Origin of the sequence: Paenibacillus sp. EZ-K15 (genome assembly GCF_002573715.1) — a bacterium.
Classification (GTDB): Bacteria; Bacillota; Bacilli; order Paenibacillales; family Paenibacillaceae; genus Paenibacillus_AQ.
The window spans coordinates 17,958-32,009 of record NZ_PDHM01000027.1; the positions used below are offsets into that span (position 1 = coordinate 17,958).

A 14,052-nucleotide genomic window follows, 5' to 3' on the forward strand; every position below is an offset into this window, starting at 1 on the left:
CCTACATATGGACCACTGAAGACATTGACGAGTCTCCTATTTCATTATAATAGTATTATAGTTATATATTGTAAATGTATCCGATTGACTATTGTACGATGTGGTGCACATGCATGTCTCTGGCTTGATGAATGGATCAAATGTCCGAAATTAATTCTCTGATACGCCACAGCCTTACAAAAAGCGACAGTATTCGATATCTTTCTGCGTCAGTCGGGACCTGGGGAGCATATAAGCGTCTGGGACAGGTACGCAAACAAAAAAACGCCATCTGGCTCATGCCAAATGACGTTAACATCGATTATGATCAGTATGCGTTCTTGAATCCGTTGCGGATCGTGCGCAGAATGATTTTGATATCAAACAGAATGGACCAATTCTCAATGTAGAAAATATCGTGCTTGATCCGTTCCTCAATCGAAGTATCCCCACGCAGGCCGTTGCTCTGCGCCCATCCCGTGATGCCCGGGCGTACGTGGTGTTTCACCATGTACTTTGGAATTTCCTCTTTGAACTGTTCAACATAATAAGGTCGCTCCGGCCTAGGGCCTACCACGCTCATATGACCGAACAGGACATTGAAGAACTGAGGCAGCTCATCCAGACTGGTCTTCCGAAGAAAAGAGCCGAACTTGGTGCGGCGCGGATCATTTTCCACGGTCCAGCCCGTATCCGATGCCCCTTCCGGCAGCGGCTTCATAGAGCGAAATTTATACATATAAAAGTTCCTGCGGTTCAGCCCGACCCGCTCCTGCTTGAAAATGACAGGGCCTCGGGAAGTCAAACGAATCCCTAGGTAAATCCCGATCATCACCGGCAAGGTAAGGATAATCGCCACTAACGAGAATACGATATCAAACGCTCGCTTAAACAGCCGGTTTGCCGCTAGATCCAGCGGGATATCGCGCACGTTGATCATCGGCATCCCCGCAAAGTTATCAAACACCGGCCGTGCCGGGAGGTAGTCGAAAAAGTCCGGGATAATCAGCGTCCGCACACCGGCTTTTTCACAAGCGGCAATGATCTCCGGGTACTTGTGGTGCGCATTTAGCGGAAGTGCTAGTACGACCTCATCGACGAGATTTTCGTTCAGCACCTTATGTAGATCGCTGACCGACCCGAGAATAGGTTTAAGCCGTCTAGCTTCGATCTCGTCCCACTGCTGGTAATCATCCAGGAAACCGATGACTTCATACCCGAGCTCCGGGTATTGCTTCAGATTTTTGAAGAAGCGCTTACCCAGCGTACCTGCGCCCACGATGAGCACGAATTGGCGATTGTAGCCTTTTTCCCGAAAATGTTTTAGGGATTTCTTTAGGAAATAACGGTATAGAATAATGAAGGCTACGTTTAGAATCATGTAGATGGCGAGATACCAACGAGAGATATTCACCTCTTTAACAAAGAACATAATACTTAAGAGAATGAACATCCCGATAAAATGCACCTGGAAGATTTTCATGAATTCGTCGGCAAAGCGCTTTTTCCGCTTCGGTGAGTATAAGGAGATCATGATGCCAACAGCCAAGGCTACTGCGCCGTAAACGAAACTCCACAAAGTATAGGTTTCAAGAGGGAGCGGCTCTTCGTACGGAAACCAACTGCTCTCAAACTTGATCCACCAAGCGAACAGAAAGGCCAGCTGTATAAAGGCAAAGTCAGTTAACATGTACAATTTGGTCAAAAACCCCTGATTCTGACGGATCATGATTTCACCTCCACTCCACCTGAAGATTGCGTTATGGTTGCTTGACGAATAGGCTTAAGCCGGTTCATAAGCAAGGATAAGAGCAATTTCAGACCAACGCCTGCATAGACGGCTCCATTAACGAATATGTTGTATTTCTGCCGGTAATGCTTCCGATGAAAAAGAATCATCGCGCGATGGAACTCATAAATAATCTTGAATGGCCTGCGTCGGGCGCTTCCGCCTTTATAATGGATAATCTTGGTCCGAGGATAATAGTGAATTCCCCATCCCGCCTGCTTGATGCGATAACACCAGTCGATGTCTTCCCCGTACATAAAAAAGGTTTCATCCAAGCCACCAACCTGCTCAATCGTCTCGCGGCGTACCAGCATGAACGCACCGACCAAACAATCCACCGGATACTCTACGTCCGGATTCAAATACCCCAGCTGATACTGGTTAAACTCCGGCTTGTTCGGGAACAGCTTGCTGAGCCCAAAAGCATAGTAAAAAGAAGCTGAAGGTGTTGGGAATCCTCTTTTGCAGGCCTTATCCAGCGAACCGTCCGGGAGGACGATTTTACAGCCAGAAGCACCAATGATCGGATTATAGTCCATAAAAGCGACCATTGTCTGAATCGTATCCTGCTGGATAATCGTGTCGGAATTTAGCAGCAGCATATAGCGACCTTCCGCAACTTCCATCCCCTGATTGTTGGCTTTGGCAAAGCCGGTATTCTCCGTGTTCTCGATCAGCTTGACCTGCGGGAATAACTCTCGGATGGTCTGAACCGAGTCGTCCTTCGAGTTGTTATCTATCAAAATGACTTCGTATGTATAGTCCGTCTCTGATGCAAACACGGATCGCAAACAGTCCACCGTCAGCTGACAGGTATTGTAGTTCACGATTAAAATGCTTAAATCCATTGCATAACGTCTCCTGACAAATATAGTAATCTATCGACATTATAGCATAAATGTAACCGTAGATAATCGTATAACATCGATTCTATAGGTTTTCGCGCTTTCTCCTCCAATTTATATTAATTCAATCGCTTAACATAGTAAGCGGTCGATTAACGGCAACCGGTTAAATGGTCCACCGAACATAGCATCACTCCTTTCTTGACGAGTTAACAATCATAACCACCCGTCCAACGGGTGGTTTGCTCTTGGGGCATAACCCCCTGTTGCCAAACTGCGCCTAAAGACGCTAGCCTGACCACAAATCTGTTCAGGCTCAGTGTAATTTGTCACTTCCACTTACCAGTTATACTGGTTTACTTCTTTTTGCTCCTATTGTTGCTGAATGGATCTTCATACTCTTTTACACTCAGTTTATCTATCGCTTGGTCATGGGCTTCTTGTTCACGAATGTATTTTGCTACGGTTGCTTCGTTCAAACCCACTGTACTGACATAATATCCTTCTGCCCAAAATTTCCGATTCCCATATTTATACTTTAATTTCGCATGCTTCTCAAAGATCATTAGCGCACTTTTCCCCTTCAAATATCCCATGAAGGATGATACTGAAATTTTGGGTGGTATCGCTACCAGATGTGTACGTGATCTGGCATCATGTGACCTTCTATGATCTCTACTCCCTTGTACTTACTTAAACGTTTGAAAATTTCGATTAAATCTTTCCTCGCTTGATTATAGATCTCTTTCCGTCTATACTTCGGGGTGAATACAATGTGGTATTTGCACATCCACTTTGTGTGAGCTAAACTATAGTTCTTGTTTGCCATATAAGACCATTCCTTTCACCCCGCCTGAACATCTCAATTCTATCGGGTCTTATTGGTCAAACCCTCGTTCCCTCCACCCGCAAAGCGGGTGGTTTTTTGTTTCGCGCGTTTCACGCACTCAACTGGCTAAAGCCTAAATAAAAAAGTACGCTTACTCATAAGCGTACTTGAAGTCCTTCCTGATTGATTCTTTTTCTAGCTGTTATTTTATCTCTAAATCTTAATATCGGCTTCTCATAAAAAAAGTAAATAAGAGATGATATTAGATATGTGGATAGAATTGAAGCAATTAGGTATAAAGATTTCACCTCAAATGAAGAGTCTCCAATGTACCTTTGAAGATAGACGAACAGTTCATAGTGTACCAGATAAACTGAGTAACTGGTCACACTTAAAAAATAAAAAGCCTTTTCTGGGCGCCTGCCTTTGAAAAACGAGTTGAGCTTCTGATCTTCTGAAAGGGTTATCACTAAAAAGCCGGAGCTAACAGAGATCACATTAAAGAAAATTGTTCGTCCGAACAAGGAATTATTCATCGCTTCTTTCCCGGCATCGAGAACAAAAATATAATATAATACACAAAATAATAGCAAGAATGTTGTGAGGAGATACATGCAGCTTCTATGCCTCATTAATTTCTCAATAACATGCGGATAATATATTTTGATTCCTGCCAGCAACACACCGAACATTATGCTATCCAACCGAAGAAATATCTGTTTTCGAACGCCGTAATCCCAATTTGGGTTTATCGTTAGTACATAATAAAACCTTGCGATGGTTACGACCAAAATAACTAAGCAACAAATGACAAAAAAGGTTGTTCTTGAGTTATTCCTCGTTATAAGCAAAGCTATCATAAATAACGGCGGTATCAACAAATAAAACCACTCTTCTATCGATAAGCTCCATGAAACCGGCATAAATCCCAAATGCATCTCATTAAAGTTCTGGAGAAATATTAAATTTGTCCAGTTAGGATGCTTTCCTACTATTATGATGAGAAGAACCATAATCAAGAAATAAACAGGAAGCGTCCGGAACCATCTTCTTTGATAAAAAACAAATAACGGTTTAAAAGAATTTTGCGGTAGCACATCTTTAATTATGATGCGGCCAATTAAATAACCACTTAATACAAAGAAAATTTCTACACCAATCAAACCGTTATAAGACAACCATTGAAGATCGTACTCTCCAAAAAATATGCGACTATGGCTAATTAAGACCATAATTATTGCTATGCTTCGTACTACATCGAGACCGAAATTGCGCATCCTTATACTCCTTTAAGTTTTACAGAATATTTATATTATAAGGAATATAAGAATATGTTGCTATACAAATAACTAATCAGTTAACGAGTAACAGCTCCCATCAAGACAAGCAACTCGGCGCCCTCTTTGCGATTGTTTTTTATGACTTGCCTTTCACGATGATCTGAAACGTTGGCTTCTTCGTTGGAACATACTCATGCGGCTCGTACCAGTTGATCCCACGACGGGGAAACGAAGACAGATTCGGCGCCGAGGGGATACAAAAAAAAGAAGCTTACGATCGAGCAAAAGCGGTGGTTGATGCTTTAAAAAACACGGAATCAATCATAGAAAAGTAAAAAAACAGACCTTCGAAATAGTTTCTAAATACTGGTTTAAGGTTTAAAATCCAAACACGGAGTGAAAAAACATTAAACTTCGCGAAGAAACACTACAAGCACTTTACCGCTATATCGCTAGCATACAAATTGGCAATATTACCCACGAGGATCATCAAAAACAGTGTTGCTAATATGGTATATAAAAATGCAATCAGAGGAAAATTGAGGAAAGACAATCCATGTTATGGGGCAGAAATCCCAACCAAAATCCTGACAGTAGAGGAAAACGAAAACGAGGCGATTTAAGAAAAATATTTCGAGAGAAAGGAACGGAGGAATATCTAAATACCACAGTCGAATTAAGCGATCATCAAAAGACTTCCATATTCTATCTACTCGCATTTTCGGGGATGAGGGTAGGAGAGTCATGTTCATTAAAATGGCCTTGGAAAATTGAATTTAGCAGAGACAATGGTTACTCCCTTCTTCCTATCGATGTCTACCGTACATGAAGCAAATTTTAGCTAAGACCAAAATAACTAAGAATGCGTCGCCCCATATCTTTCGACACACATATATAAGTCTTCTGGCAGAAGCAGGGGTGGATTTAAAAACAAAAATGCAGCGTGTTCGACATACTGATGTGAAAACTACATTAAAGATCTAAACGAATGTGACTGAGAAGATGAAAGAAAACGCAAATAATAAAATCAATATTCATTATGCAGACATTTTGAAAATATCGACTTTTCAGGAAAAGTGATTTTTCTACAGAAAAACACAACCCAAGAATGCCCGTATCACTGCGATTACGGGCGTTCTTGGGTGTCCATGTAATCTATCGACATTATTGCATAGTTCATGGAGAAAGAAGAAATATCAAGGAATAAGTTTGCTCTGCCTTATTTCATTTAACTCTCATATAAACCCGATCAAAATAAAAAACTTGAACAACAAACTCTCTGCCTTGGATTGTCTGTACAATTTGCTCTTACGCGCATATTGTAATCGATCGATGTATCTTACGCGAGATGCAAGAAATAACTCCAGCTGTACTTTCTGTTCGCCAGTCAATCGCGATCCATAGATTCGATCAAATTCGCTTGCTTGTTTATGCAACAAATCTTTGCCTGTATGTCTCTTAAAACTGGCCCATTTGCTCTTCAACTTACCCACGATAGAGTTGCTGCCCCCTACCACATTGTTATTGTGCTGACGATATAACATGGATGGCTTGTTATCGTAGATTACAGTTCCAAATGCGGAAACGAGCAGGTAGAACCACCAATCGTGCATAAGAACCTTTTGACTGTCAACCGATCTACTATTTATAAACAGGTTTCTTGCCGATCGATTCATCGTGATTGTCGCGCCAATGGCAATGTTTTCGTATAACGCATTGAAGAAAGAGGGTTCCTGAGCAGGAGGCTTTGGCCATACACCTTTCCTGTTTAACTCGTCATCCGTAAGGTAGGTCGATGTAAATACCATCGCCGGTACTTCCGTATATATAGAGGAATCTAGGCGGGCTATAGCATGCTCTACCTTATGATCAAGCCACACGTCATCCTGGTCGCAAAAACAGTAATAATCAGCCTCAGCGTCTGCAGCACGCAGAAGTTCAAAGAAACTGGACACAACGCCAACATTCGTTCCTTTTATGAGCTTGATCTTATGGGGATGTAATTTGATTAATTGTTCGAGAACTTGAATTGTTTGATCCGCGGATCCATCGTCTCGTATCAAAATCGAAATGGAGGGGTGTGTCTGATTGAGAAGGCTCTGGATTTGTTCAGATATATACCGTTCGCCGTTATAGGCGGATAGTAACACTTGCACTTTATTCATAGTGAGGAACCTCCAGAAAAACACATTGGCTTCATACTGTTGTCATTCATTAGAGAGATAGGCTAATAAAAAACCTGATCCATACAGATCAGGCCTCTTACATCGCTGTATTTATTTTAAGTATAGTTTAGGGTGCTGCTTCATATCCAGCATAAACTGCTTCAGCCCTTCACGCCAATGTAGCAAATCCTCAAATTGGTTTAGACGGATAGCCAGGTGATCCATCGTTGAATTGGCCGGACGTGGGGCGGGCCGTGGAAATTCTGCCGTTGTGCAAGGCTGCAATTCAGCGGTTATGGTAAGTCCCAATTGTTCACGAGCCTCTTCAAAAATGGCGCTAGTAAACTCATACCAAGTACAAGAACCACTGTTGGAGGCATGATATATACCGTATTTTTCAGTGGAAATTAAGTTTATCAAGAACTGCGCCAGATCTACCGTGTAGGTAGGCGAACCTTTTTGGTCATTAACTACCTTTAACAGCGGTTTTTCTTGTCCTAGACGAAGCATCGTTTTTACAAAGTTGTTGCCATGCAGGCCGAACAACCATGAAGTTCGCACAATAAACCAACGAGAGCAAAAACTTTGAACTATCTGTTCACCTGCAAGCTTGGACTTTCCATAAACGCTTTGCGGGTCGGGGAAATCATACTCTATATATGGCCTTCCGCTCGTACCACTAAAAACGTAATCCGTGCTAATAAATACGATCTTGGCATCAATTTTTTCGGCGGTAAGAGCCATGTTTCTAGTACCTACTGCATTCACGAGATAAGCACCGTCCACATCCGTCTCTGCAGCATCAACCGCCGTATAAGCTGCACAATGAATGATCCAGTCGGGTCGGTGGGTTGAACTTACTTGGAGGCATTGATCTAGGTCCGTTATGTTTAGTTCTTCTCTACCGCAGTTAAAAACTTCATGACCAGCTAGGTTAAATATCCGTGCAATATCCTGCCCTAGCTGACCATGTGCTCCTGTGATTAATACCTTCATCCGTTCCCACCCAATCGGCTGCCATACTGCTGGGTCATATAATCACGATATGCGCCGGATTGAATTCTCGTCCACCACTCTTTGTTGCTCAAATACCACTGAATCGTTTCCTTAATGCCTGTCTCGAAGTTGTGCTTTGGCTTCCAGCCCAGCTCATTCATGATTTTTGTAGGATCAATGCCATAACGTCGGTCATGACCTGGACGATCTTCTACGTAAGTAATTAATGACTCCGGCTTACCGAGCTCGTTCAAAATGGTTTTGACGATATGAACATTGGTACGTTCGTTGTTGCCTCCGATATTATAAACCTCACCAATTTTCCCCTGGTGAATAACCAGATCGATCGCACTGCAATGATCCTCGACATACAGCCAATCACGGATATTGAGGCCATCGCCGTAGACTGGCAAAGATTCATCATTTAGGGCACGAGAAATAATCAGAGGGATCAGCTTCTCAGGGAATTGGTATGGACCGTAATTATTCGAGCAGCGGGTAATGTTAACCGGGAGACCAAAGGTCTCATGATAAGCCCTTACGAGCAAATCGCCGCCTGCCTTGCTGGCAGAATAAGGACTATTGGGTGCAAGTGGTGTCGTTTCAGAGAACAAACCAGTTTCACCCAAGGACCCATATACTTCATCCGTGGATACTTGAACAAATTTGGTCACGCCATATTTTTTGGCTGCATCCAGAAGAACCTGTGTACCCATGACATTGGTGTTCACAAAGATTTCCGGTTCCAGAATACTGCGATCTACATGTGATTCTGCCGCGAAATTAACCACCACATCAACGCCTTGTTGGAAAATGCCATCCACCGCTTGTTTATCCGCAATATCTGCCTGGATAAATGAATAATTCGGGTGGTTTTGTACCGATTTTAAATTCTCTAAATTCCCTGCATACGTGAGCGCATCCATGTTAATAATCTGATAATTCGGATGCTGCTGAATCATATATAAAATAAAGTTACTGCCGATAAAACCGGCACCGCCGGTGATAAGAAGTTTCATCCGATTGTTGCCCCCTATTCAAAATTCATCTCTGCGTCTTTCAGCAGCGGGTGCCGCTGGTCTTTATCCGATAGAATCGGATTCGACGTTGGCCATTCAATCTCCAAAGCCGGATCATTCCATAATATGCCACGGTCATTCTCGGGGGAATAATATTCGTCCACTTTATAGAGAACCTGGGTATTGGGTACGAGTGTACAAAAACCATGTGCGAAGCCCTTAGGCACCAGCAGCTGACGATGGTTATGCTCGCTCAAAATGACGCCAACCCACTGACCAAAAGTAGGGGAGCTTTTTCTAATATCTACGATCACATCGTAAATAGCACCTGTTAGGACACGTATGAGTTTGGTTTGAGCCTTAGGGTTGAGCTGATAATGAAGACCACGGAGAACCCCAGCTTCGGCGGATAAAGATTGGTTGTCTTGGATGAAGTTATAGGTAATGCCATGCTGCTTAAATAGCGAATCGTTGTAACTCTCCATAAAAAAGCCCCGGTGATCGCCGTGGACTTTTGGTTCAATCAAAAAAGCGCCATTCAATATCAAATGAGTGTTTTTCATCTATTTGATTCTCCATATCAATTTAATATAGTATGAATATTCCATTCACTTATCGGCCTTAATATCAACCTTATTAAAAACCCAATATCTTGAGAGGGAATAATTAAATATTGGTACCAACACTATAGCTGTAAGTTGACCAAATAAATAAGAGTATTCTAATATATTCACAATTACAAACATAATAATTATATTAAGTAATAGACCAATAGAACATGTGATAGTATATTTTATAAAACTATTTTTAGTCTTGCTATTCCTTTTAAATGTCCATTTTGAATTTAATACATAAGATAATACCAAAGAAAAAACAAATCCTATCACTGTTGCCAAAACCGGAATTATTTTTAAATATTCTACACTCAGAGCAAGTACGCCTGTATGTACTATTGTTCCCAGTAAGCCAACGAATCCATATTGAAAAAAGTTGAATATCTCCGGATATTCTCTTAACTTCTTTAACAGCATATTTATCATAGGATGTCCCTGTTAGATGAAGAAGTATTGGCATTAGGATGAAATTGTTTAATTTGATCAATTTCATTCTTTAATAATCCAATCTCTTGTGTCAACTTTTTAGTTTGGTTAGTAAGCTGCGATATAATTACCGTATTATTATAAAGAATAATGAAGACAATAATGAACGATACTAGATATAGTGCGTTTACAGGGGTTTCGATATAGATGTTATTGGAAATAAAGAAAAGAATCCCTGGAAATACAGACAGTAACAACGATACCAAACTTAATATTAACCATAATAGAGTGTATTTTAATTCCAATTTATATTTACGAATATTATTCAACAAGAAGAGCAACAAGCCAATGTTCAGTAACATTAACAATATCTGCAGATTAAATGATATCATAGTTTCTATGCAATCTCCTTGTTACTTACTCTAAAGAAGTCAATCAGTATTGCTAAAGATACTTTAATCATATAGTATACTGCCTTGATCTTATTTATTGATGAAGCACCGTTTTCCCTACTATTCATAATAACCGGCACTTCTATAACCCTTCTTTTATTCCTCAGCAAAGTAACAATCGTCTCAGGTTCCGGGTAATCAGATGGGTATTTTTTTGCGAAAAAGTGAATCAATGTTTTGTTGCACGCTCTAAATCCAGATGTAGGATCAGTAATACTCTGTTTCAAAAGCAGCTTAATCAGACGACTAAAGTGCCTTATGCCTATTCTTCTCACAAAGCTAGATTGAAAGCCTTCCTTTGAGATATATCTTGAGCCAATTACTAAATCTGCTTTTTGTGCAATAATCGGCTCAATAATATTAGGTATATATTCTGGATTGTGCTGTCCGTCCCCATCAATCTGAATAGCGATATCATAGTTATTGTTAGCTGCAAATTGATAACCTGTTTGTACAGCACCACCAATGCCCAAATTATTGGGTAAATCAATAAATTCAACAGAGTATTGCTTGCATATTTCAATGGTTTTATCAGTAGAGCAATCATTAATAACAAGCACATCAATATCAAACTCATGTAATTTCCTGAGAAGGGCTCCTAAGTTTCCTTCTTCATTGTAAGCGGGTATAAGTGCTAATACCTTCATTTAAGTATCAATCCTCTTTAAAGGTTTAATTTTTTTTGATGTTTCGTGCTGTAGGATTACTCGACCTTATACTTGTTGATTTCAATAGAATTATATTGAAATTCCCCACCCATAAATACCGTAGGCACAATCATCAGAGACTGAACATCATCATCTATATATATAGTTTGTTTTTTTTGCATAAAGTTAATAGGATATTTATAAACAGCATTTTCTGTGATCTCTGGTGTGTTCTTTCCAGTCCAATAAACAGTCATATAATCGTAAAAATAGCCTCCTGAAATATTGAAATTGATCTCTGTAACAACATCGCTATATTCTGTAAATTTATTATTAACTCTAATAATCGTTGGTCCAACTAAGTTATTGACATAAGAGCCTCTGGTAATTTCACTTGCATTCTCTATTGATATTTCTTCTTTAGTATAACTTTGTTTTACTAATAAATTTTCTTTTCTTAAGGACGAGACATCTATCCCCATATATTTACTTATACGATATTCTGACATCTCCCCACTAATCTGATATGCATATATATAAACACTATACGCAAGTACCAAAGAAAATACTGTTGCTACTGAACTATAGCAGATTCGAATCCAACGATCAGATATTTTTTGGAACTTATTAATATAAGCATCTTCTATTCCAGATGGACTTTTTAGATTTCTTAGCCTCCTCTCAATTATATCTAAAACTACTGCCAAGGTAATAAATAAAAAAGGAACAGAAGGATAAACATACCTTGGTAAGCCATGAAAAGGCATATTCATTAATGTAAATCCAAGCGGTATACAAGAAATAAATAGTGCTTCCCAACGGCACTTTTTAATAATAAATGGTATCAACAAAATACAAGGAACAACAATAAGTTGTTGTAGAATGAGAAATGGCTTTAGAATCCTTTCTGGGTGAACTAAATTTTCATCCCAAAGATCTCCCCACATATATTGAAAAAATCCAAAAATTCTCCATTTATAATATAAAATAGGGTTTGTATCTATATTAACACTTAAGATCTCTTCCAACGTTTTATTGTAGGTGAATTCCATATCCAAGTAATATGGAACTGCCCCCCATACTTTTGGATTTACACCAGCTTCTGAGAAGAACATAAATGTATCAAATGTAAGCCAATTACGAATCCACCATGGTATCATACCAAGACAGAATGTACCAAGTAGTAACAAAACATTTCTAACGGATATTTTTTTCGGCAGATTCATATATACTAATGCAAAAATAATAGCAAGTATTAGTAAAGGAAATGCTAAGGCCCTCACATGAATAGCACTAGTTACCAAAAGCCCAGAGATTACAAAATATAATGCACTATTTCTCTGCATTCCTTTCAAAAAAAAGTAAACAAACGCTAAAAGTAAGAAAGAAAACAATTGCTCTGTGAGCATCCTATCAATATTGTAAATAAAACCGGGATAAATCGATGCCAAAAGTAATGAGAAACTTACATACAGCTTTTTAATATCTAGCAAACAAAGAATTCTATAAATCAGCCAAAGAGTACATAAGTTTAAAATCAATTGAACTATAAATACAGCTTGGGTTGAATGATCAGAAAAAAAATATACTATTGCAATGAAAAGTGGATACCCAGGTGACAAAACCTTTGTTGGTTCTACTAATTGTGTCCCCTTAAACATGTCCCCTTCTCTATCATAAGTTAACGTATTGTTTTTTAATATATTTTCCGCAGCGTAATGATATACTAACTCATCACTTCCCGTTCTTAAGTCTCTTGTCGTATCAATAACGGGGATTCTTATAATCACGGCAAGTATAAAAATTAATAATATCGATATTTTATACAAACTTGATTTATTTAATAACATCCTAAAAGATTGCATGCTGCTCTGTTCCTTCCACTATGGCTTCAGAATCTTTTGTTATATTAATTACTACTTATTTTTTTGTAAACTTTTCTGAAAAAAGCTTTAAACCCTTGAGTACGAATAACTTTAAAGGATTTAGAAATTACCCCACTAGACTTTGTAATTAGTGTTAAGTTGCCAATCTTCTTATTGAAATATTCATTACTGAATTCAAAAGGATCTTCCACACTGAACATTACATCATAATCTTTTCGATATGCATATCTTACACTATCTTCAATTTTCTCTCCTGAAGTATAGGAACTATATGTCCAAGTAGTTTTTGAAATTGCATCTGCATTATTTGCATCATGAATTTCAGAATACTCCGAGTATAACTTTTTAAAAGGATGATCTCCTTCCGGAAGCCATTTTCGCATGCACATTTGAGCAGTATCTCCATAACCAGAGAAATGTATAAACCGAATCGGATCTCCTTTAATATAATATTTACCATTTTCTTCAATCATATTGCAGTTTAATAACGACCATGGTGCAAAATCATAGCCACGATGCTTAAATATTTCGACATCAAAAAAGCAAGGAGCCAAATCTATCCACTTTTGATCAGTAAAAACTCCATTTTGTATATCATCGTAACAATATAGATATAAACGTTCAGCCCACCAATTAATAAAACTCTGTGCCTCCTGACTCCGATTAACTCCTAAAAAGCCTAAATTGTATACTCCATGAGCAGTACTAGAAAGTTCCATATCAATATTACCTGGCTCAAGTAGATGTGGACATAAAACAATAGGACGTGTATCCAATAATGATCTTAGTTCTGTAAAATCTGAGTAAACATAAATATCCGGATCTAAATAAATAAATTTATCCTCATCAGGAAATTCGTTATAAAGATACCGAAAAAATTGACCTTTAACAGAGGTAGAGGCTTCCACAATTGTATGTTTAAAAATAAATCGATTAAAATTACCTTCCCATGCATCCTTGGATAAAACAATTCTATCGAAATATTGATATTCAACTTGAGGAATTACTTCTCGCTCAGTTAGACATACGATAAAAGTAGCATCAGGAATATTTTCTTTAACAGACTTTGCTAAGGTCCTGGCTTTATGTACATAGTTAGCACAAATCGATGTAAAAATTATCATT

At 39.0% G+C, this 14,052-nt stretch carries 13 protein-coding genes and 1 pseudogene; 1 reads left to right on the forward strand and 13 read right to left on the reverse strand.

Going from position 1 to position 14,052, the window contains the following annotated elements; translation table 11 throughout:
- Positions 1 to 307 precede the first annotated feature (307 nt).
- The 4 genes and pseudogenes from CRG97_RS29830 to CRG97_RS29845 all read right to left on the reverse strand — a co-directional run bounded on the left by CRG97_RS29830 (position 308) and on the right by CRG97_RS29845 (position 4,719).
- Entirely contained in the window at positions 308 to 1,708 is a 1,401-nt protein-coding gene (locus tag CRG97_RS29830; protein WP_098749135.1) for an undecaprenyl-phosphate glucose phosphotransferase, read from the reverse strand.
- On the reverse strand, positions 1,705 to 2,616 hold the full coding sequence (locus tag CRG97_RS29835) for a glycosyltransferase family 2 protein (RefSeq protein ID WP_098749136.1): 912 nt from the start codon (positions 2,614 to 2,616) through the stop codon (positions 1,705 to 1,707). Before CRG97_RS29835 ends, CRG97_RS29830 begins: the two co-directional genes overlap by 4 nt.
- Before the next feature lie 353 nt (positions 2,617 to 2,969).
- Positions 2,970 to 3,442 (reverse strand): annotated as a pseudogene (tnpA, locus tag CRG97_RS29840) (IS200/IS605 family transposase).
- A 155-nt stretch (positions 3,443 to 3,597) separates the two neighbouring features.
- Complete coding sequence (locus tag CRG97_RS29845; protein WP_098749137.1) at positions 3,598 to 4,719, reverse strand: acyltransferase family protein; 1,122 nt, start codon at positions 4,717 to 4,719, stop codon at positions 3,598 to 3,600.
- Positions 4,720 to 5,547: 828 nt separating this feature from the next.
- On the opposite strand from CRG97_RS29845, the gene CRG97_RS34325 reads away from it, so the two are divergent.
- On the forward strand, positions 5,548 to 5,706 hold the full coding sequence (locus CRG97_RS34325) for a tyrosine-type recombinase/integrase (protein ID WP_098749139.1): 159 nt from the start codon (positions 5,548 to 5,550) through the stop codon (positions 5,704 to 5,706).
- 251 nt (positions 5,707 to 5,957) lie between these two features.
- Here the strand turns inward: CRG97_RS34325 and CRG97_RS29860 are convergent, their stop codons facing one another.
- From CRG97_RS29860 to CRG97_RS29900, 9 genes are all read right to left on the reverse strand, one after another.
- A complete protein-coding gene (locus CRG97_RS29860; protein WP_098749140.1) occupies positions 5,958 to 6,887 on the reverse strand; it encodes a glycosyltransferase family 2 protein in 930 nt (309 codons plus the stop codon).
- Positions 6,888 to 6,998: 111 nt separating this feature from the next.
- A complete protein-coding gene (gene rfbD, locus CRG97_RS29865; protein ID WP_098749141.1) occupies positions 6,999 to 7,883 on the reverse strand; it encodes a dTDP-4-dehydrorhamnose reductase in 885 nt (294 codons plus the stop codon).
- Positions 7,880 to 8,902 carry a dTDP-glucose 4,6-dehydratase gene (gene rfbB, locus CRG97_RS29870; RefSeq protein ID WP_098749142.1) on the reverse strand — a complete coding sequence of 341 codons (1,023 nt, stop codon included), beginning with the start codon at positions 8,900 to 8,902 and terminating at the stop codon, positions 7,880 to 7,882. The genes rfbD and rfbB overlap by 4 nt, the downstream gene beginning before the upstream one ends.
- Before the next feature lie 14 nt (positions 8,903 to 8,916).
- Positions 8,917 to 9,465: a dTDP-4-dehydrorhamnose 3,5-epimerase gene (gene rfbC / locus CRG97_RS29875; protein ID WP_098749143.1), complete on the reverse strand. Its 549-nt coding sequence runs from the start codon at positions 9,463 to 9,465 to the stop codon at positions 8,917 to 8,919.
- 45 nt (positions 9,466 to 9,510) lie between these two features.
- Positions 9,511 to 9,942 (reverse strand): GtrA family protein, encoded by a 432-nt coding sequence (locus CRG97_RS34330; protein ID WP_098749144.1) that lies wholly within the window; start codon positions 9,940 to 9,942, stop codon positions 9,511 to 9,513.
- Positions 9,939 to 10,334: a DUF2304 domain-containing protein gene (locus CRG97_RS34335; protein WP_098749145.1), complete on the reverse strand. Its 396-nt coding sequence runs from the start codon at positions 10,332 to 10,334 to the stop codon at positions 9,939 to 9,941. The genes CRG97_RS34330 and CRG97_RS34335 overlap by 4 nt, the downstream gene beginning before the upstream one ends.
- 5 nt (positions 10,335 to 10,339) lie before the next feature.
- On the reverse strand, positions 10,340 to 11,041 hold the full coding sequence (locus tag CRG97_RS29890; RefSeq protein ID WP_098749146.1) for a glycosyltransferase family 2 protein: 702 nt from the start codon (positions 11,039 to 11,041) through the stop codon (positions 10,340 to 10,342).
- 56 nt (positions 11,042 to 11,097) lie between these two features.
- A complete protein-coding gene (locus CRG97_RS29895) occupies positions 11,098 to 12,906 on the reverse strand; it encodes an ArnT family glycosyltransferase (protein ID WP_098749147.1) in 1,809 nt (602 codons plus the stop codon).
- A 44-nt stretch (positions 12,907 to 12,950) separates the two neighbouring features.
- Entirely contained in the window at positions 12,951 to 14,051 is a 1,101-nt protein-coding gene (locus CRG97_RS29900) for a glycosyltransferase (protein ID WP_098749148.1), read from the reverse strand.
- Position 14,052 lies beyond the last annotated feature (1 nt).